Source organism: Nonomuraea roseola, assembly GCF_039535395.1.
Taxonomy (GTDB): domain Bacteria; phylum Actinomycetota; class Actinomycetes; order Streptosporangiales; family Streptosporangiaceae; genus Nonomuraea; species Nonomuraea roseola.
Genome location: NZ_BAAAXC010000015.1, coordinates 5,188,379 through 5,207,967 on the forward strand (window position 1 = coordinate 5,188,379; position 19,589 = coordinate 5,207,967).

General features: G+C 69.5%; 16 protein-coding genes and 1 pseudogene. 8 read left to right on the plus strand and 9 right to left on the minus strand.

Features of this window, described 5'->3' with window-relative positions:
- Window positions 1–20 precede the first annotated feature (20 nt).
- Window positions 21–344 (minus strand): hypothetical protein, encoded by a 324-nt coding sequence (locus tag ABFX55_RS47965; RefSeq protein WP_346130729.1) that lies wholly within the window; start codon window positions 342–344, stop codon window positions 21–23.
- A 212-nt stretch (window positions 345–556) separates the two neighbouring features.
- Here ABFX55_RS47965 and ABFX55_RS47970 point away from each other — a divergent pair.
- The 6 genes and pseudogenes from ABFX55_RS47970 to ABFX55_RS47995 all read left to right on the plus strand — a co-directional run.
- Window positions 557–862, plus strand: a pseudogene (locus tag ABFX55_RS47970) (MFS transporter); the annotation flags it as partial.
- A 112-nt stretch (window positions 863–974) separates the two neighbouring features.
- Window positions 975–1,910 (plus strand): MFS transporter, encoded by a 936-nt coding sequence (locus ABFX55_RS47975; protein WP_346131478.1) that lies wholly within the window; start codon window positions 975–977, stop codon window positions 1,908–1,910.
- A gap of 110 nt (window positions 1,911–2,020) precedes the next feature.
- Window positions 2,021–2,233 (plus strand): heavy-metal-associated domain-containing protein, encoded by a 213-nt coding sequence (locus ABFX55_RS47980; RefSeq protein ID WP_183653068.1) that lies wholly within the window; start codon window positions 2,021–2,023, stop codon window positions 2,231–2,233.
- Complete coding sequence (locus ABFX55_RS47985) at window positions 2,230–3,300, plus strand: hypothetical protein (RefSeq protein WP_346130730.1); 1,071 nt, start codon at window positions 2,230–2,232, stop codon at window positions 3,298–3,300. The genes ABFX55_RS47980 and ABFX55_RS47985 overlap by 4 nt, the downstream gene beginning before the upstream one ends.
- A 31-nt stretch (window positions 3,301–3,331) precedes the next feature.
- Window positions 3,332–5,575 carry a heavy metal translocating P-type ATPase gene (locus ABFX55_RS47990; RefSeq protein WP_346130731.1) on the plus strand — a complete coding sequence of 748 codons (2,244 nt, stop codon included), beginning with the start codon at window positions 3,332–3,334 and terminating at the stop codon, window positions 5,573–5,575.
- A gap of 187 nt (window positions 5,576–5,762) precedes the next feature.
- The gene (locus ABFX55_RS47995) at window positions 5,763–6,605 is read left to right on the plus strand and encodes a class I SAM-dependent methyltransferase (RefSeq protein WP_346130733.1); all 843 of its coding nucleotides are present in this window, start codon (window positions 5,763–5,765) and stop codon (window positions 6,603–6,605) included.
- 504 nt (window positions 6,606–7,109) lie between these two features.
- Here ABFX55_RS47995 and ABFX55_RS48000 read toward each other — a convergent pair.
- On the minus strand, window positions 7,110–7,319 hold the full coding sequence (locus ABFX55_RS48000; protein ID WP_346130734.1) for a heavy-metal-associated domain-containing protein: 210 nt from the start codon (window positions 7,317–7,319) through the stop codon (window positions 7,110–7,112).
- A gap of 146 nt (window positions 7,320–7,465) precedes the next feature.
- Here ABFX55_RS48000 and ABFX55_RS48005 point away from each other — a divergent pair, with 146 nt between their 5' ends.
- The gene (locus tag ABFX55_RS48005) at window positions 7,466–8,641 is read left to right on the plus strand and encodes an NAD(P)/FAD-dependent oxidoreductase (protein ID WP_346130736.1); all 1,176 of its coding nucleotides are present in this window, start codon (window positions 7,466–7,468) and stop codon (window positions 8,639–8,641) included.
- A 245-nt stretch (window positions 8,642–8,886) separates the two neighbouring features.
- On the opposite strand, the gene ABFX55_RS48010 is transcribed toward ABFX55_RS48005, so the two are convergent.
- From ABFX55_RS48010 to ABFX55_RS48040, 7 genes are all read right to left on the minus strand, one after another.
- On the minus strand, window positions 8,887–11,241 hold the full coding sequence (locus tag ABFX55_RS48010; protein WP_346130738.1) for a phospholipase D-like domain-containing protein: 2,355 nt from the start codon (window positions 11,239–11,241) through the stop codon (window positions 8,887–8,889).
- A gap of 21 nt (window positions 11,242–11,262) precedes the next feature.
- The gene (locus ABFX55_RS48015; RefSeq protein ID WP_346130740.1) at window positions 11,263–12,879 is read right to left on the minus strand and encodes a beta-N-acetylhexosaminidase; all 1,617 of its coding nucleotides are present in this window, start codon (window positions 12,877–12,879) and stop codon (window positions 11,263–11,265) included.
- 71 nt (window positions 12,880–12,950) lie between these two features.
- A complete protein-coding gene (locus ABFX55_RS48020; RefSeq protein ID WP_346130742.1) occupies window positions 12,951–14,573 on the minus strand; it encodes an ABC transporter substrate-binding protein in 1,623 nt (540 codons plus the stop codon).
- A gap of 23 nt (window positions 14,574–14,596) precedes the next feature.
- Window positions 14,597–15,511 carry an ABC transporter ATP-binding protein gene (locus tag ABFX55_RS48025; RefSeq protein WP_346130744.1) on the minus strand — a complete coding sequence of 305 codons (915 nt, stop codon included), beginning with the start codon at window positions 15,509–15,511 and terminating at the stop codon, window positions 14,597–14,599.
- The gene (locus tag ABFX55_RS48030) at window positions 15,508–16,452 is read right to left on the minus strand and encodes an ABC transporter ATP-binding protein (protein WP_346130746.1); all 945 of its coding nucleotides are present in this window, start codon (window positions 16,450–16,452) and stop codon (window positions 15,508–15,510) included. The genes ABFX55_RS48025 and ABFX55_RS48030 overlap by 4 nt, the downstream gene beginning before the upstream one ends.
- Entirely contained in the window at window positions 16,445–17,284 is an 840-nt protein-coding gene (locus ABFX55_RS48035) for an ABC transporter permease (protein ID WP_346130747.1), read from the minus strand. The genes ABFX55_RS48030 and ABFX55_RS48035 overlap by 8 nt, the downstream gene beginning before the upstream one ends.
- Before the next feature lies 1 nt (window position 17,285).
- Window positions 17,286–18,290 carry an ABC transporter permease gene (locus ABFX55_RS48040; RefSeq protein ID WP_346130749.1) on the minus strand — a complete coding sequence of 335 codons (1,005 nt, stop codon included), beginning with the start codon at window positions 18,288–18,290 and terminating at the stop codon, window positions 17,286–17,288.
- Between the two features lie 68 nt (window positions 18,291–18,358).
- Between ABFX55_RS48040 and ABFX55_RS48045 the strand changes: the two genes are divergently transcribed.
- A complete protein-coding gene (locus ABFX55_RS48045; protein WP_346130751.1) occupies window positions 18,359–19,576 on the plus strand; it encodes an ROK family transcriptional regulator in 1,218 nt (405 codons plus the stop codon).
- Window positions 19,577–19,589: the final 13 nt, after the last annotated feature.

Genomic DNA, 19,589 nt, shown 5'->3' on the forward strand with positions numbered 1-19,589 from the left:
TAAGCAGCCGGAGAGCGCCGCTACAACCTGCCCTGACGGGTGGCGTGCTCGCCGTGATCGCTCACCTGTGCGTCGAACCAGGCGTGAAGGGCGGCTGTCAGCGCCTCGTCCTGGGTGGTGTAGGTGAGGCGGGCGCCGTCCGGCGTGTCGGTGTGGGCGAGCGTGATGAGCTGGTAGCCCTTCGAAGACTCCGCCAGCCCCGGCATCCTGCCGCCGTGGATGGTGGCGGGATCGCCGAAGCCGCCGCGGCCGAACCTGGCCGGTTCCTCGGTCAGGTGCTCGCGGATCAGCCGGATCTGGGTGGCGTCGGCCGGTGTCGTGGGCGGTGACGGTCTGCACGCCACCGGCGGCGTTCTTGGTGAACTGATAAGTGGTGCGCAAGCGCTGTTGCTAACCCCCTGGGGGTATGTTACGTTTCCTGGCGCAGCGATACCCCAAGGGGGTATCAACCCTCACATCGCAGAACGCGAGGAATCAGGAGAGCGGCATGAATGCCGTCAACCCACGCAGGTGGTGGGCGCTCGTCGTGCTCGCCGCCGCGCAGTTCATGGTCATCATGGACACGTCCATCATCGGAGTCGCGCTCCCCGACATGCAGCGTGACCTCGGCTTCACCCAAGGCAGCCTGCAGTGGGTGTTCAACGCCTACGTGATCGCCTTCGGCGGCCTGCTGCTGCTCGGCGGGCGCCTGTCGGACCTGTTCGGCGCCCGCAAGATCTTCACCACCGGCTGGGTCATTCTGACCGCCGGCTCGGTGGTGGCCGCCGCCGCGGGCAACGCCTGGGTCGAGATCCTCGGCAGGGCCGTCCAGGGCGTCGGCGGGGCGCTGATCGCGCCCGCCGCCATGACGCTGCTCATGATGCTGTTCGGGCACAACCCGCGCGAGCTCGGCAAGGCCATGGCCCTGTACGGCGCGGCCGCCCCCCGCGGGCGGTACGGCGGGCGTCTTCCTCGGCGGCGTCATCACCCAGTACCTGAGCTGGCCCTGGGTCTTCATCATCTACATCCCGATCGGCCTGGCGACGCTGGCCGCGATCCCCGCGCTGCTCCCTGCGACGCAGGGCAAGCGGGGCTCGGTCGACGTCCTGGGTGCGATCGCGGTCACGGCGGGCATCGCGCTGGCCGTCTACACCATCGTCAGCGCTCCTGAGCAGAGCCTGACCGTCACGCTGATCGAGGGCGTGGGCGCCGCCGTACTGCTGGGACTGTTCCTCGTGATCCAGCGCAGCGTGCGCGAGCCGCTCATGCCGCTGAAGATCTGGAAGACCCCAGGCCTGGCCTCCGCCAACCTGGCGATGGCGCTGCTGGGCGCGGCCTGGATCCCGATGTGGTACTTCCTCAACCTCTACCTGCAGCAGGTGCTCGGCTTCGGGGCCTTCGCCAGCGGCGCGGCGCTGCTGCCGATGACCGTGGCCATCATGATCTTCATGATCGGCATCACCGCCCGGCTGCTCGGCAGGTTCGGTGCCAAGCCGCTCATCGTCCTGGGGCTGGCCGTGCTGGCGGCAGGCGTGCTGGGGCTGAGCCTCGTCCGTGCTGACGGCGCCTTCGTCGCCGACGTGCTCCCCGCGAGCCTGATCGCCGCGATCGGCATGTCCCTGGCCTACATCCCCGCCATGATGTCCGCGATGTCCGGGGCGCGGCCCGAGGAGAGCGGTCTGGCGTCGGGCATCGTCAACACCACCTACCAGGTGGGATCGGCGCTCGGCCTGGCCGTCATGACCGCCATCGCGACCTCGCAGGGCGCGACCGAACTGGGCGACCTGCTCAAGCTCACCGACGGTTTCCAGGCGGCGTTCATCGGGGCGGGCGTGGTTGCTGCCGGGGGAGCGGTGCTCACCCTGGTGCTCATGCGCAGGCCCAGGCAGGCCGTTCAGGAGGGCCCCGAGAAGGAGACGATCCCAGCCTGAGGGATGGGGGCGTGCTCACGGGCACGCCCCCATCCATTGAATACCATAGGGGGGGTATAGTATGGTTCACCAGACTTGTCCGTTCCTGACCAGCTGAAGGAGAGATCGATATGAGCACCGCCACCTACACCGTCAAGGGCATGACCTGCGGCCACTGCGTCAGCTCGGTCAAGGAGGAGGTCGGCGAGGTCTCCGGCGTCACCGGCGTCGAGGTCGACCTGGCCAGCGGCCTGCTGACCGTCGAGAGCGACAGCCCCGTCGAGACCGACCGGATCGTCGCCGCGGTCGAGGCCGCCGGATACGAAGTGGCGGACCGGTCGTGAACACCCCCGCCAAGCTCGTCACCTACGTCGCGGGCCTCGCCGTCGTCTTCGGCGCGGCCCTCGGCGTGGGCAGCGCGGTCGGCGAGGTCGGCGAGGTCGGCGCCCCTCCCCAGGCTTCCGCGTCCCGCGAGAGCGCCGGCCAGAGCACGGACGGTGGCGCGGGCCGCGAGAGCACGGGCCACGGCGAGAGCACGGGCCACGGCGACCAGAACGGCGACCAGAACGGCGACCAGAACAGCGTCACCACGAAACCCGCACAAGCAGCTGCACAGGATACCCCCGGGGGGCTCCAAGTGTCCCAGAACGGCTACACCCTCACCCCGCTCACCGCGACGATCAAGCCCGGCGAGCCCACCGACTTCGCCTTCACCGTGACAGCCCCCGACGGCAGACCCGTCACCGACTACCAGGTCCAGCACGACAAGAAGGTCCACTTCATCGTCGTCTCCCGCGACCTCACCACCTTCCAGCACCTGCACCCCGAAGAAGGCGCCAACGGCGTCTGGACGGTCAAGCTGACCCTCCCCGAGGCCGGCGTCTACCGCGCCTACGCCGACATCCTCCCCACCGGCGCGAGCGCGCTGACCCTCGGCACCGACCTGTTCGCCGCCGGCGACTACGCCCCCAAGGCGTTGCCGCAGGCCAGCCGCACCGCCGAGGTCGACGGCTACACTGTGACCCTCGACGGAGACCTGACCCCAGGCAAGTCGAGCAAGCTGACGCTCAAGGTGAGCAAGGACGGCAAGCCGGTCACCGACCTGCAGCCCTACCTCGGCGCCTACGGCCACCTGGTGGCGCTGCGCGCGGGCGACCTGGCCTACCTCCACGTCCACCCCGACGGCACGCCCGGCGACGGCAAGACCAAGGCCGGCCCCGAGATCGTCTTCTACGCCGAGGTGCCCAGCACCGGCGACTACCGCCTGTTCCTCGACTTCCAGCACGACGGCACCGTACGGACCGCGGACTTCACCGCCCGCGCAGGCGCCGCGACGGCGGCGGCCAGCCCCACGGCCAGCCCGTCGGCGAGTCCCGCCTCCGACCACGACTCCACCCCGCACGGCCACTGACGCAGGAACGCGACGTAAGAAAGGAGAGGTGATGTCTCCCCTCACCGACGACAAGCCCCACGGCGCCGTCGAACTGTCCATCGGCGGCATGACCTGCGCGTCCTGCGCCAACAGGATCGAGCGCAAGCTGAACAAGCTCGAGGGCGTGACCGCAACGGTCAACTACGCGACGGAGAAGGCGAAGGTCACCTTTCCTGAGGGAGTCGACCCGCAGGAGCTGATCGCGACCGTGGAGTCGGCGGGCTACACCGCTGCGCTGCCCGCCCCGCCCAAGAGCGAGACGGCCGCCGGCGAGCAGGAGCCGGAGGACGAGCTCCGCCCACTCCGTAGCCGCCTGATCACCTCCGTGGTGCTGGCAGTACCGGTGATCGCCATGGCGATGATCCCGCCGCTGCAGTTCACCAACTGGCAGTGGCTGTCGCTGACGCTGGCCGCGCCCGTCGTGGTCTACGCGGGCTGGCCGTTCCACAAGGCCGCCTGGACGAACCTGCGCCACGGCGCGGCGACCATGGACACGCTGGTCTCGATCGGCACCCTGGCCGCCTTCGCCTGGTCGCTGTGGGCGCTGTTCTTCGGCACGGCCGGCACGCCTGGCATGACGCACCCGTTCGAGTTCACGATCGCCAGGACCGACGGCTCGGGCAACATCTACCTCGAGGCCGCCGCGGGCGTCACCGCGTTCATCCTGGCGGGCCGCTACTTCGAGGCCAGGTCCAAGCGCCGCGCGGGCGCCGCTCTCAGAGCGTTGCTGGAGTTGGGCGCCAAGGAAGTAGCGGTGCTGCGCGATGGCACCGAGGTCCGCATTCCCACCGACCAGCTCGCCGTCGGCGACCGCTTCGTGGTGCGCCCTGGCGAGAAGATCGCCACCGACGGCGTGGTCGAGGAGGGCACTTCGGCTGTCGACGCCTCCATGCTGACGGGCGAGTCGGTACCTGTGGAGGTGCGGCCAGGCGACGCCGTGACCGGAGCAACTGTGAACGCGGGCGGTCGTCTGGTCGTCCGAGCCACGAGGATCGGCTCCGACACCCAGCTCGCCCAGATGGCCAAGCTCGTCGAGGACGCGCAGACGGGCAAGGCGCAGGTTCAGCGTCTTGCCGACCGGGTCTCCGGCATCTTCGTGCCCATTGTGATCGCGCTGGCCCTCGGCACGCTCGGCTTCTGGCTGGGCACCGGTGACGGTGTGGGCGCGGCCTTCACCGCCGCGGTCGCGGTACTGATCATCGCCTGCCCCTGCGCGCTCGGACTGGCCACGCCGACGGCACTGCTGGTCGGCACGGGCAGAGGAGCGCAGCTCGGCATCCTGATCAAGGGCCCCGAAGTGCTGGAGTCCACCCGTCGCATCGACACCGTCGTCCTGGACAAGACCGGTACGGTCACCGAGGGCAGGATGACCCTCACCGACGTGCACCTGGCCGACGGCGAGGACGAGAACGAGGTCCTGCGCCTGGCGGGCGCCCTGGAGCACGCCTCCGAGCACCCGATCGCCCAGGCCATCGCCAGGGGAGCGAGCGAGCGGGTCGGCGAGCTGCCCACGCCGGAGGACTTCGCCAACGTCGAAGGGCTCGGCGTCCAGGGCATCGTCGACGGACACGCGGTGCTGGTCGGCCGCCCCAAGTTGCTCGCCGAGTGGTCGCAGCACCTCACGGCCGACCTGGAGCGATCCCTGCACGCCGCTCAGGCGGCAGGCCGTACGGCTGTCGCGGTCGGCTGGGACGGCAAGGCCCGCGCCGTGCTCGTGGTCGCCGACACGGTGAAGGCCACCAGCAAGGAGGCCATCCAGCAGCTTCGCGCCCTGGGTCTCACTCCGGTCCTGCTCACCGGCGACAACGAGGCGGTGGCCAGAACCGTCGCGTCCGAGGTCGGCATCGACGAGGTCATCGCCGAGGTCCTGCCCGCCGACAAGGTGGACGTGGTCAAGGAGCTGCAGTCCGAGGGCAAGGTCGTGGCCATGGTCGGCGACGGCGTCAACGACGCCGCCGCGCTCGCCCAGGCCGACCTCGGCCTCGCGATGGGCACGGGTACCGACGCGGCGATCGAGGCCTCCGACCTCACCCTGATCCGCGGCGACCTGCGGGTGGCCGCCGATGCCATCAGGCTCTCGCGCAGGACGCTCGGCACGATCAAGAGCAACCTGTTCTGGGCCTTCGCCTACAACGTGGCCGCCCTGCCCCTGGCGGCGATGGGCCTGCTCAACCCGATGATCGCGGGTGCCGCGATGGCGTTCTCGAGCGTCTTCGTGGTCAGCAACAGCCTGCGGCTGCGCCGCTTCAAGTAGCGCCGCTTCGAGTAGAGACGCAGCCGGCCCCGAGCCTGTCGTGCTCGGGGCCGGCTGCGTTCTGGCGCGTCTCGTCCTGGGGCCGGGAGGAACGTCATGGATGCCCGTGGCTTGACCGCACACACCGATAGAGCCTATATCTAGAGTCGCACTTTAGAGATTGACTCTAGTGAATTGAGGCCGAGCCGTGAACAGCATCGCCAACCACCAGCAGGCAGAGGCGTGGAACGACTGGGAGGGCATCCACTGGGCCGAACATCCCGAGCGCTACAACGCCATGCTCGACGCGTTCAACGCGCCCCTGTTCGCCGCCGCGGGCATCGCGGCCCACGACCGGGTTCTCGACGTCGGCTGCGGCACCGGCCAGACGACCCGCCTCGCCGCGCAGCAGGCCCGCGACGGAAGCGCCGTCGGCATCGACCTGTCGGCCCCCATGTTGGACCGCGCCCGCCGGGACGCCGCCGCGGAAGGCCTCCACAACGTCACCTTCGAACAGGGCGACGCCCAGGTGCATCCGTTCCCCGACCGCGGGTTCGACGTCGTCCTCAGCCGTGGCGGTGTCATGTTCTTCGCCGATCACGTCGCGGCCTTCGCCCACCTCAGGCAGGCGCTCGCGCCGACCGGCCGACTCGCGTTCCTCGGCCCGCAACCGGGAGGTCCCGACCGTCCCTACACCCGTGCGACCGCCGCGCTCTCGCCGTTCCTGCGCGAGACGTCCCCCACCGCCAGGGGTATGGGGTCGCTCCTCGACCCCGCGCGCATCCGCCAGGTGCTCGCCGCCGCCGGGTTCGTCGACGTCGACGTGGTCCCCGTCGAGGCTCCCATGACCTTCGGCGCCGACGCGGACGACGCCGTCGACTTCCTCTTCGCCATGGGCCCGACGCGCTACAACCTGCGCGATGTCGATCCGGCGACCGTCGCCGGCATCCGTGCCGACGTGCGCGACGCGCTCACGGAGTTCGAGACCGCCGACGGCGTCCGCATCCCGGGTTCCGTCTGGATCGTCACCGCGTCGCCGGGACATGCCTAGGAGGATCCGCCCGGCGATGAACTTGCCCAGGTTTTCGTAGTCGCACTTGGATGCGGACGGGCTCGCATGCGAAGGCGCGGGGCTCACGCACCCGCCAACCGGCTGCAGCTCCTCATGCGCGACGTGCCCTCCGCCCGGCCAGGTTCCCGGCGGTGACCAGGCTGGGGCCTGTCACGACCGGCCTCGAACGGCGCCGGGGTCGGACGCGGGCGCCGAGCGGCGGGTCCGGAGCAGGGCGCCTACGAGGACGGCGCCGAGGGCGAGGAGGGCGGCGGCGATGACGAGCGCGAACGAAAGGCCTTCCGTCGCGGCACGTGGCGGATCGGCTTGGGCCTCGCTGTGACGTGCGCCCAGGCCGTCACCGTTGCAGAAGAGCCGTGTCAGGGGGATCCCCGGCCCGCGCAGCGGCTGCGAGCATGCCAACGCGCGGATCACGGTCGCTGCCGCATCGGCGTGGCGGCTCCGGGCCGGCTCCAGGCCGACCCGGAGGAGGCATGTCGCCTGCTAGACCAGGACGGCCTCGTAGCCGATCTCTTCGACCGCCTCCACGACGCGTACGTCGTCGATCTGCCCTTCGCTGGTCACCGTGACGTGACCCGTGGCGAGATCCACATCGATGTCGCCGACTCCGGCGACGTTGCCGATCTGAGTCTTCACCTTTCCCGCGCAGCCGTTGCACGTCATGCCAGTGACCTTGTACGTGCTGGTGCTCATGTCCGACTCCTCTCGCATACCCCCGCTGGGTATTGCCGTCCTGGAAGTTACGCCATGAGGAGACCTTGTCGCAACCCTAACCCGGTACGGGTATATGAGACGTATGTCACTGCTGCCAACATACCTCCCAGGGGTATATTCACGCCATGAGAAACCTGAACAGAGTCGCCGTCGTCGGCGCATCCCTCGCCGGCTTGCGTGCCGTACAGGCGCTGCGCCGGGAGGGGTTCGACGGAGAGCTCACACTCATCGGCGCGGAAGCCCACATCCCCTACAACCGTCCGCCGCTGTCCAAGAGCGTTCTGCAAGGAGATGACGACGTCTCGTTGCCGGGAGCCGAGGACCTGGGGGAGGACTGGCTGCGCGGACGCGTGGCGGTGAGCCTTGACCCCGTCGGCAAGGTGGTCGCCCTGGATGACGGCTCCACAGTGCACTACGACGGGCTCGTCATCGCGACCGGCGCGCGGCCCAGGCGGCTGGCCGAGCATCCGGCGAGCGTGCACACACTGCGCACGATCGAGGACTCACTCGCCCTGCGCGCCGAGTTGAACACCGGTCACCAGCGGGTGGTGGTGATCGGCGGCGGTTTCATCGGGGGAGAGGTGGCCTCGACCGCGCGGGCTCTCGGTCACCAGGTGACGCTGGTCGACAGCGCACCGCACCCCATGCTCGCCGCGTTCGGCACGGATACCGCCCGATGGCTGGCCCGCCACCACCGGAGCCACGGCGTGGAGCTGATCTCCGGTACTCGTGTCGTCGGCTTCGGGGGCGGCTCTCGGGTGACAGAGGTACGGCTGAGCGACGGCCGGTCCATCCCCGCCGATCTGGTGGTCGCGGGCATGGGGGTGACCCCCAACACCGAATGGCTCGAAGCCAGCGGCCTCACCGTCGAGGACGGGGTGGTCTGCGACGCGACGCTGTACGCCCGGGGCGCCGCCGACATCGTGGCGGCGGGCGATGTGGTGCGCTGGCCGCACAGCCTGTACGGCGATGCCCTGGTCAGGGTCGAGCACTGGTCCAACGCGAACGACCAGGGAGCGGTGGCCGCCGCAAACCTGCTGGCGGGCCCTGAGAACGCCAAGCCGTTCGCGGACCTCCCCTCGTTCGCCACTCACGTGCACGGCGCTCGCATCCAGAGCGCCGGACTCCCTCAGCTGGCCGACGAGGCCAGGCTGGTGGCGGGCGCGTTCGAGGAAGGTGGCTTCGCCGTCGGCCTGGCCAGAGAGGGCGTGCTGGTGGGCGCGGTGGCGGTCGACTCACCCAAGGACCTGATCAGGCTCAAGCGCGGCATCGGCAGCTCCCTCGACGCGGTCGCGGCCTGAGTTCGGGGCACCGTCAGGAGACGGAGCAGCCGGACGCGAGCACGGCGCCCGCTCCCAGTCCGAGCAACAGGGAGGCGAGAGCCGCCGAGCAGGCGATCCACCTCGCGCCTCCCTCGGCCGGAGCCATGAGTCGACGCGGACGCCGAGCGTGGAGGTGCTCGCTCAGGCAGGCGACCGCGCCGGGGCTTCGCACCCGACCGGACAAGCTCGCACCCCCGTAAGAGGGCGCGAGCGTGGCCCGTGGGTCAGAGGCTGGTATTGGTGAATCCGGTTCTGGCCACGATGTCGCTGTAGCCGTTGTTGTCGAACTCCTCGACGTAGAAGTAGGTGAACCCGGAGGAGTCGGCGGTCAGCGCGGAGCCGTACTGCATGCCGAACGTGTTGGGGTTCATTCGTATGGGGGGAAAGGCGCCGGTCGTGTTGCCGAGCGCGTCGAAACCGCGGGCGTACACCTCGTGGTTGCGGGCCGCGTTCCACCGGTCGGTCTCGTTCCAGCCTACGACGAACCGTCCGTCGTCGCCGGTCGCGATGGACGGCGAGCCCTGCACGGCGCAACTGCTCTCGTAGCACAGTGGCGGGTACTCATAATCGTCCTTGTCGCCGCCCGTCGCTCCCTTGCCGTAGAGGCCGTAGGCGGCGGCTCGCTCGGAGAATCGCTGACCCAGGGTGGGGGTGAAGCCGCGGATCCGGATCCGCCATATCTCGTCAAGGTTGTCGCTCCAGGTCACGACGCTCCGCCCATCGGAGGTGGAGGCGACCGCAGGGGCCAGGTGCTGGGTGGCCGCGTTCGTGTTGATCTTCGTGGGGCCCGCCACCGTCGCCCCGCTGGACGACAAGCGCTTGCCGTACACGTCGGGGGCCTGCTGCCACACCACGGTCGCGTTTCCCGCGCCGTCCATCGCCACGTCCGGTCGGTCCCCGGCGCTCACGGCGCTGGGACCGAAGACCCGGGCGAGCTGTGAGGAGTAGCCCGCGGCGCGGACGGTGCCGCCGTCCTCCCAGACCACGGTGAACGCACCGGTGCCGCCAACCGCGATCCTCGGCCTGACCTGGTCGCCGCTCCATGTCCCGGAGTTGGCCCAGACCGTCGCGCTCAGCGTGCCGTCGCGGGCGAGACGGCGGACGGCGATGTTGTGCTCGCCCCTGCAGTCGCCGTCCTCGGCCCAGGCGATGTAGGCGTCGCCGTCGTCGTCCACGCCGACCGACGGCTGGACGTGGTTCCAGCCGGTCGAGCAGGCGGCGCCCGCCCGGGACACTCTTACCGCGGCCTGTGGCCGGCCGTGGTCGTAGATGCGCGCCCAGACCTCGGTGCCGGTGGCCGAGCTGGAGGAGCCACCTTCCTCCCAGACCGCGGCGCTGTAGCCGTTGCGGGCGGTCGCCGCCCGGACCCCGCGCTGATGGGTGGGGCCGTCGGCGACCATGGACACTGCGGCCTGCGGATAGGACGACGGCACGAGCTTGATCACTTCATCCATCATGTGGGTGAAGTCGGCGTCGTAGGCGGCGTAGACGTCCGGGTTCTCGATGCGTACGAACGAGTCGTTTGCGCGGGACAGCGAGCCGTAGTTCAGATTGTGTGAGCCGGTGTAGACGTAGCGCCGGAATGCTCCGCCCGCGGCTGCCGAGCCGCCCTCCACTAGCATGATCTTGGAATGGATGCCGTCGAGGCCGCAGGGTTTGATGGCAGGGTCGTCCGCGGGCGCCGGGTAGTGACAGCCACCTGGGCGCATGGTGTGGATGACGATCCCCGCCGGGGCGAGCAACTTGCCCACGTCGACCGTCGCGTTGCCCTCCTGGACGATGATCTCTATCGCGCAGCCGTCCTTCTTCTTGGCCGTGAGCGCGTCGATCACCGGCTGACGGTCCTTGGCGAACTGGGAGTGGGCGATCCGGATCCGGCCGCCGCCGGCGCAGATCACGTCGTCGATCATCGCGGCGACGAGGTCGCTGTTCTTGTACACCTCCGCGTCGTAGGCGGTGTTCCTGGGCTGCATCCAGACGGTCACCTTGCCGTCAGCGGAGGTGAAGGGCGCACTCCACGAGTACGGTGCGCGGCCCTTCAGTGTCTCGAAAGCGGCGCGGTAGCCGTTGGCCAGTTGGACGTCGTCAGAGCTGATGATCATGTTCTGGTGCAGACCATGGTCGGGGCTGACGTTCTTCGAGCTCTGCGCCACGACCTCGGTCCTGCCGTCGGTGAGTCGGCTGAACACGAAGAACTTGTGGTGCATGACGTCCTGGTTCGCGGGGTCGTCGCCGTTGTTGCACCCCTTGTCGCAGAGCGTGACCCGGCCGGGCAGCGCGTTCGCCAGCCGGTCGACCTCGGCACTGCGCCCGTCGCCTTCTACCACCACGCGGACGTCGGCACCGCGCTGGGACGCGGCCACCAGCTTGTCGGTGAAGGAGGGGAGTTCCACCTGGTAGGTCGCGGCCCGCAGCGTCGAGCCTGGCGCGGCCAGGTCGATCAGCTCCTCCAGCTTGGTCTGCAAGGAGGCGTCGGTCGCGCCGGTGATGCTGGGGTTGCTGAAGTAGGCGGAGAGCTGGGGTGGATCCGCGGCCGCCCCGGGGACGAGCGAGGCGAGCAGGGTGAGTAAGACAGACACGGCTTTCAGCATGGACGGCTCCTACGGTCGGATGTTGCTGGTCCAGGCCGCCACCTCGGCCTCGGCGTCCGCCCGTGACTTGGGCCAGCCCCGTACGTCGGGACGGGTCTGCCACGGCTCGGGTCCGTTTTCCTTGCGGTACTCCACGCCCATCGCGGTCAGCCGCTGCTCGTGGTGGTGAAGCCGGGCGCGGAAGTCGTCGAAGTCGCCGCCGGGCGGGCTCCACACCGCCTCGGCGAAGGCCGACAGCCGGGGGAATGCCATGTAGTCCAGCGCGCGGGGCGAGTCGATGTGCTCGGTCCAGAGGTTGGCCTGCGCGCCGAGCACGTGACGGGCCTCGGCCTCGGTGAGCTCCGGGGGAGTCGGTTCGAAGCCGTAGATGTCGCGCAGGGAGATGACGTTGCCGATCGGCACGGGTTCGTTGGGATGCTCAGACTGCCGGAAGTCGAGGTAGGTCTCGGTGAAAGGGCAGGTCACGACGTCGTGCCCGGCCCTGGTGGCGACGACGGTCGGGTAGGTGCCGCGCCAGGAGACCACGGTCGCGCCGGGGGGCAGGCCGCCCTCGAGAATCTCGTCCCAGCCCAGCAACCGCCGTCCTCGCGCGGTCACGTGCGCCGAGATCTGGTGGATGAACCACGACTGGAGCTCGTCCTCATCGCGCAGGCCCAGCTCGCGGATGCGCCGCTGCGCCGACGCGTTCTCCCGCCACTGGGTCTTGGGACACTCGTCGCCCCCGACACACACGTACTCGCCGGGGAAGATCTCCATGACCTGGTCGAGCACGGTCCGGTAGAAGTCGAGCGTGGTGTCCTCGACGTTGAGTACGTGGGGTTGCACGCCCCACATGGTGGCGACCTCGAGCGAGGTGTCGAGGTTGCCGAGCTGGGGGTAGGCGGCGATGGCGGCCTGGGAGTGGCCGGGCAGCTCGACCTCGGGCACCACGGTGACGAAGCGGTCGGCCGCGTAGGACACGATCTCCCGCAGATCGTCCTGTGTGTAGTAGCCGCCGTGCGGCCTTCCGTCGAACACGCCGTGTTGCCGCGCGCCCAGGGGGCTCTCCCGTCGCCAGGCACCCACCTCGGTCAGCTTCGGGTAGCCCCGCACCTCCATGCGCCAGCCCTGGTCGTCGGTGAGATGCAGGTGCAGCACGTTGAGCTTGTGCGCGGCCAGCAGGTCGATATAGCGCAACAGATCCGGCTTGGGCAGGAAGTGCCGGGCGACGTCGATCAGCGTGCCGCGCCAGCCGTACCGGGGATGGTCCTGGACGGTGACCGGCGCGATCCGCCAGCTCGTCTCGCCGACCGCGGCCTGGCGGAAGGCTGCGGGCGGCAACAGCTGGCGCAGGGTCTGCGCGCCGTAGAACGCTCCCGCCGCGCCGCCCGCCTCGATCCGGACCCCGCCTTCCCGTACGTCAAGGCGATACGCCTCCGCACCGAGCCCGTCGGCTTCCGCGAACGAGATCGCCCCCGGCGCGGCCGGTCCGGGCGGCAAGGGCAGCCCGGTCACCGGGACCAGAGCCGACCGTAGCCACTCGGCGGCGCGGTCGAGGGGGGAGGGGGCGGCGATCACGGTGCCCGAGGAAAGGATGAACGGGGCACCCGGCTCAGGAGTGAGAAGAACGGGTCGAGGCAGCAGCAAGTCAGATCTCCAAGGGACAGAGGTGCAGAGGGGTTCGCCGCGAACGGCGGGGCATCACGCCGTAGGAGGGCCTATTTTCCGGTGGGCGTCAGGTTCATGATCGCCACGGCTGGCTGGGCGGCCAGGCCGAGCGCGGGCAGGTAGTCGCCTTCACTCTGCTGGGGGAACTGCCAGCGCTCGGTGTTGACTGTCACCGAGGCGCCCGACGCACCCAGCGGCATGTTGAAGCGCTGGTCGACGAAGCGCCGCTGCACCTCCCAGCCCAGGCTCTGGATGTCGGCGTCCGAGGTGGCAGCCGCGAGCTTGGTCAGCAGCCCGTCCAGCTCGGCGTCGCGGACCCGGCCATAGTTGTCCGCGGCCGGCTTGCCGACCGGCGCGGTCAGCGCGCCGTTGAGCGCGTTGAAGTTGCAGTAGACGCTGCACCCGCCGCCCTGCCACATGAACAGGTCGAAGTCGCCCTTCTTGATCTGATCCACGTAGCTGGTGCCGAGTGTGCGGACGGCGACGTCGAGGCCGAGCGCCTCCTTCCACTGGGCTGCGACCACTCGCATCGCGGTCGCGTCGTCCTCCCGGCCGTTCAGCGTGAGCTTGTGGGTCTTGCCCGCCTTGACCAGCGCCCCGCCGGAGACCGTGTAGCCGCTTGCCGCCAGCTCGCTCCTGGCCGTCGCCAGGTCCTGCGACTGGAGCTTGTCGCGGAACTCGGGAGCCAGCGCCTCGCCGAAGGTCTTGTGGTCCATGCCGGTGACGTTGCCGACCTGGATGCCGTTGTGCAGCACCTGGACGAGTTTGCCGCTGTCAAAGGCGGCGTAGAGCGCCCGCCGTACGTGCACGTTGTCGTAGGGCTCCGTGTCCAGGTTGAAGGTGACCATGAAGTAGGCGCTGGTCGCCATCCAGAACTGGTGCTCAGGCTTGGTCTTCCACTGCTTGTCCGGGTCGGCCCACCTGATGTTGGCCCAGTCCGCCTCGTCCTTGAGCAGCGCGCTCTGCGCGGCCTCGGGAGAGCCGGATGCAAGGATCTTGACGCTCTTCACGCCCTTGGACTTGCCGCCCCACCAGTCGTGACGGACCTTCAGCGTGACCTGTTGCGGGGTGAAGCGCTCCAGCGTGAAGGGGCCGGTGGTGACCGGCTTGGGGTTGGTCCAGGTGGTGAGGTCCTGGGTGGCGAAGACGTGCTCGGGCACGACCAGGCCGTAGGTCCAGCCCCAGTCGCTGAGCATGACGCGTGAGGGGGCGTCGAAGCGGAAGACCACGGTGTCGGGGTCGGGGGTCTCCAGCGAGGCGAAGGCCGGCTTCAGGATGGGCAGGTCGGGATACTTCTTCGGCAGCGTCTCGAAGCTGAACTTCACGTCGGCCGAAGTGAAGTCCTTGCCGTCGGACCAGGTGGCGTTCTCGCGCAGCTTCATGGTGAGGGTCTTGGCGTCCGCCGACCATTTCCAGGACTCGGCGAGGTACGGCTTGATCTCCATGTGGTTGTCGTCGACCCGGACCAGCGGCTCGTACATCATGTTGAGCAGCGGGCCTGTGGTGGGCGCGCCAGGGTTGTAGTTCTCCACGAAGGTCGGGGTGAGCGGCCAGCCGATGAGCTTGAGCAGCCCCTCGTCAGCGGCGACGGAGGATTCACCGGCCTTGCCGCCGCTGCACGCGGACAGGACGAGGGCTGCGGCCACGGTCAGCGTGGCGATACGGCGGAGCATGGCAGGACCTTTCGACGGGGGAGTCAGGCGTAGAGCCAGCAGTCGGCCCACTGGCCGTTGCCGAGGTGGGCGCGGGGTGGTGCCTGCTGCGCGCAGATCGACGTGGCGTGCGGGCAGCGGGGTTGGAAGCGGCAGCCAGGGGGGGCGTTGGTGAGGCTGGGCGGCTCGCCGTACTCGACCTCGAGGTCCTGAATCGTCCTGGATGGGTCGGGGGCGCAGTCGATGAGAAGCTGGGTGTAGGGGTGGCGGGGGTTCCTGATGACTTCGTCGGCGGGTCCCGATTCGATGATCTGCCCGCCGTACATGACGGAGATCTCGTCGCACAGGTAGCGGGCGCTGGCGATGTCGTGGGTGATGTAGAGGATGGCCAGGCCCTGCCGGTCGCGCAGGTCGGCCAGGAGGTTGAGGATGTCCAGGCGGATGGAGACGTCCAGCATGGAGATCGGCTCGTCGGCCAGGAGCACGCTGGACCCGACGGCGAGCGCGCGGGCGATGACGACGCGCTGTCGCTGCCCGCCGGAGAGCTCGTGGGGGAGCTTGGTCAGGAAGTCCGCCGAGAGGTTGACCTGCTGCAGGAGCTCGATCGCGGCGGCCTCGACCTCCTTGCGCCCGCGCAGGCCGCGGTGGATGCGCAGTGCCCTGCCGACGGTGTATCCGACCGTGCGCAGGCTGTTCAGCGAGCTGAACGGGTCCTGGAAGATCAGCTGGACGTGCCGGTGATACTCGCGGGCCTTCCGTACGGGCTCGCCGTTCAGGCGGATCTCCCCCCGGGTAGGCGCGTGGAAGAGAGCGAGCATCCGGGCCAGGGTGGTCTTGCCGCTTCCGCTCTCCCCCACCAGGCCGACGATCTGGCCGGGGCGCAGCCGTACCGTCACGTTCTCCACCGCGCGGACGCCGCCGGGGAACTCCTTGGTCACCGCGATGGCTTCGAGCGTCACAGGTCGGCTCCGTTCAGATGGCAGGCGGTCAGGCGGCCGTCGCGGTCCTTCAGTACAGGCTCCACCTCGTCGCAGACGGCCAGTCGCACGGCACAGCGCGGGTGAAAGGCGCAGCCCTTGGGCGGGTCGCGCAGGTCGGGCGGGGAACCGGGGATGCCGAGCAGGCGCTCTCTTGCCGCGCGGAGCGGCGGAAACGCATCGCGCAGTCCCTTGGTGTAGGGGTGCTGCGGCGAGTGACCCATGACGGCCGCGTCGCCGATCTCCACGATCCGCCCCGCGTACATGACCGCGATCCTGTCGGCCACCTCCAGCAGCAGCGGAAGGTCGTGGGTGACGAAGACGAGGGCGAAGCCGAGCTCGCGGCGGAGCTTGACGATCTGCTGGATGATCAGCCGCTGCATGACCACGTCGACGGCGGTGGTGGGCTCGTCCATGACGATCAGGTCGGGTTCGCAGGCCAGCGCGAGCGCGATGGCGGCGCGCTGGCGTGTCCCGCCGGACAGCTCGTGCGGGTAGGCGCGGGCGCGTTCGGGAGCGATGCCGACCATGCTGAGCAGCTCCGGGATGCGCTCGACCGACCTGCCGTGAGCCTTGAGCACGTCGGCGAACTGGTCGCCCAGCCGCATGAGCGGGTTGAGCGCGTCCATCGCGCTCTGCAGCACGATCGACAGCGAGGTCCACCGGTAGCGGCGCAGCTCGCGCTCGCTCAGCGCGACCAGGTCCACCGGCTCGCCGTCGCGCGGGTGGTGGATGATCCGTCCGGCCGTGGTGCGGGCGGGAGGACGCTGGAGCCGGGTGAGCGCGGTGATCAGCGTTGACTTGCCCGAGCCGGACTCGCCCACCACCCCGAGGATCTCGCCCTTGGCCAAGGTGAAACTGACGTCCACGCAGGCCTTGACCGCCTCGCCGTACTGGACGGTGAGGCCTTCGACTTCAAGCACGGACTCTCCTCAGGCGCGGGTTGGTGACCTCGTCGATGCCGAAGTTGAGCAGCGCGATCGCCGCGCCCAGCAGCGCGATGCACAAGCCGGGCGGGCCGAACCACCACCACATGCCGCGCAGGAGCGCGCTCTGCTGCTGGGATTCGCTGATCATGCTGCCCCAGGAGACGGAGTCGGGGATGACCACACCCAGGAAGGCCAGCGCCGCCTCGCCGAGCACCCCGCCGACCACCCCTGCCAGGAACAGCGCCGAGATCAGGCCGGTCAGATGGGGGAGCACCTCGGAGAAGACGAGCCTGACACGGCTCTCGCCGACCATGCGCATCGCGGCCACGAAGTCGCGGTTGCGCAGCGACATCGTCTGGGCGCGCAGGTAGCGGGCGCTGGCCGACCAGCCGAGCACGCCCAGCAGGATTCCGATGGTGACCGGGCCGGGCTCGGGCAGATAGCCCGCGATGATGAGGATGAGCGGCAATCCCGGCAGGGTGAGCATGACGTTGGTGACGACGGTGAGCACCTTGTCGGTCCTGCCGCCGGAAAACCCGCCGGTGATGCCGACGACCACCGCCAGCCCCGTACTGACCAGGCCGGTGATCAGGCCCACCACCACCGAGCCGCGCGCACCGACCAAGAGCTGGGCCAGCACGTCCTCGCCGGCGGCGGTGGTGCCCAGCAGGTGGGCACCGCCCGGGGCGGCGCCCAGCGCGTTGTAGTCGATCGCGCGCGGGCTGACGCTCGCCAGCCAGGGGCCGAACACAGCGAGCAGGATGGACAGGACGAACAGTGTCAGACCGACGCGGACCTTGCCGCTGTCGAGGAACGTCTTGAACACCTCACACCCGCTCTTTCGTCCGCGGGTCGAGCGCGGCGTATGCGAAGTCGGCAAGGAAGTTGGCGGTTACGGCGATCAACGTGATCATCAGAAAGATCATCTGCATGACCGGGTAGTCCTTGCCCTTGACCGCCTCGAACAGCACGTGGCCGAGGCCTGGATAGGAGAAGACCACCTCGGTCACCAGCTCGCCGCCGATCACCGCGCCGACCGCGACGGCCAGCCCGGTGACGTTGGGAAGCATCGCGTTGCGCGCCGCGTAGCGGAACATGATCCGCAGGGCCGACAGGCCTTTGGCTCTGGCCAGCAGGACGTAGTCCTCGCTGATCGTGGTGATCATCATGTTACGCATGCCGAACAGCCAGCCGTTGAAGCCCACGAAGATCAGTGACAGGGCCGGCAGTGCGCCGTACCATAGCGCGCTGCCCAAGAACTCGGCGCTGAAGGCCGGGTCGAGGTCGGCGTCGTAGGCGCCGCCCAGCGGGAACCACTCCAGCTCGAACGCGAACAGGTAGAAGCCGATCAGAGCCAGCCAGAAGGCGGGGATCGCGTGGAGGAATGTGGTCGCCGGCGCGATCAGCGCGTCCAGCCGGCCGCCCGGCTTCCAGCCCAGCACCGTGCCGAGCGCGGTGCCGAACAACCAGGCGACCAGCGTCGTGGTGCCGACCAGGGCGATTGTCCACGGCAGCGCCTCGCCGACGAGCGCGGCCACCGGCACCGGGTAGTGGTGCAGGGAGCTGCCGAAATCCAGCCGGGCCACCGAGCCGAGATAGTCGAGGTACTGCTGGAAGAGGTTCTTCGTAGGATCTCCGAAGAATCTCCTGATCGCCGCGAGCTGCTCGGCCGACGGTGCCTGACCGGTCTGCCGGCGGAGCCGGGCGGCCATCTCCTCGGCAGGATCTCCGGGCATGAAGCGCGGGACCAGGAAGTTCACGGTGACCGCTACCCAGGCGGTGAGGACATACAGCCCCAGCCGCGAGAGCAGGAACCCTAACCGGCCAGACATTGCACCCCTTCCGGAAAGATGCCTTTATAGTGGAGTCCACAATTAATCGCCGTCAAGAGGTGACTTAAATGGTGACTGGAGGCGACCTTCAGCATCTGCGGCGGCTCAACGCGCTGGCCGTCATCTCCGCGCTACGCGCGGCAGGGCCGCTCCCGCTGACCCAGCTCGCCGAGCACGCCGAGCTGGCCAGGGCCACCGTCAAGGAGGTGGTCGCCGACCTGGTGGAGCAGGGCTGGGTGCTCGAGCTGGACCCCAGCGCCGGGGCCAAGGGCAGGCCCGCGCGCCGCTACCGCTTCCACGCCGAGGCCGGGCGGGTACTCGGTCTCGACATAGGAGCGCACAAGGTGCTCGCGGCCATCGCCGACCTGGACGGCCGGGTGCTGCACATCGCGCGCGAACCGGTCACGCCCGATGACTCCAGGCACGAGCGACTGGCCGCCGTGGACCGCGCGGTCGCCTCGTGCCTGGCGGGATCCGGTACGGCTGCCGCAGGGGTGTGGGCCGCGGTGGCGGGCAGCACCGGGTACGTGGACCTGGAGGGGCACGTGGTGCTCTCCAGGGCGATCCACGACTGGTCGGGCGTGCCACTGGTCGAGCATCTGGGCCGCAGGCTGCCCTGCACGATCCTGGTGGAGAACGACAGCCGTCTGGCCGCTCTGGCCGAGTGCCGCAAAGGCGCGGCGCGTGGCGTCTCCAACATGGTCTACCTGCACATCGGGCGGCGCGCCGGCGCGGCGATCGTGCTGGACGGCGTCCCCTTGCGCGGTTCGACGGGAGCCGCAGGCGAGATCGGCGTCCATCCGCTGTTCAACCTCGGCCACACCAGCGAGCTCCTGTCGGCCATCCCGTCCGTCGAGCCCGGCACTCCGCCCGAGGCCGTGGCCGGTGCCGTCTTCGAGGCCGCACGCCGGGGTGACCCGGAGGCCCGTGGCGCGGTACTGCGCTACGTCAAGGTGCTGGGCCTGGCCACGGCCGCGCTCACGCTGGCGGTGGACCCCGAGGTGGTCGTGCTGGGCGGCGGTTTCTCCCGCTCGGCCGACGTGTTGTTGCCGCCGCTGCGGGCCGAGCTCGAAACGATGTGCCTGCGGACGCCGGACCTGCGCGCTTCGACGCTGGGCGAGGAGTGCGTGGCGGCCGGGGCGGTCTGCTACGCAGTGGATCACCTCAACGGGGTGTTGTTCAATCCGGAAGTCGGACCGACGTCGATAATGATGGAGTCCACCCAAATACCTTCGGGACAGCAGACGTCCGTCCGTTCTCGGCCCAGGGGCCGCGCAGGTAGCTGATCCCGCCGGCCTC

Coding starts and splice junctions, on each gene's coding strand:
- ABFX55_RS47980 (WP_183653068.1), top strand. CDS start 2,021: ATGAGCACCGCCACCTACACCGTCAAGGGCATGACCTGCGGCCACTGC.
- ABFX55_RS47990 (WP_346130731.1), top strand. CDS start 3,332: ATGTCTCCCCTCACCGACGACAAGCCCCACGGCGCCGTCGAACTGTCC.
- ABFX55_RS48000 (WP_346130734.1), bottom strand. CDS start 7,319: ATGAGCACCAGCACGTACAAGGTCACTGGCATGACGTGCAACGGCTGC.
- ABFX55_RS48005 (WP_346130736.1), top strand. CDS start 7,466: ATGAGAAACCTGAACAGAGTCGCCGTCGTCGGCGCATCCCTCGCCGGC.
- ABFX55_RS48020 (WP_346130742.1), bottom strand. CDS start 14,573: ATGCTCCGCCGTATCGCCACGCTGACCGTGGCCGCAGCCCTCGTCCTG.
- ABFX55_RS48040 (WP_346130749.1), bottom strand. CDS start 18,290: ATGTCTGGCCGGTTAGGGTTCCTGCTCTCGCGGCTGGGGCTGTATGTC.
- ABFX55_RS48045 (WP_346130751.1), top strand. CDS start 18,359: ATGGTGACTGGAGGCGACCTTCAGCATCTGCGGCGGCTCAACGCGCTG.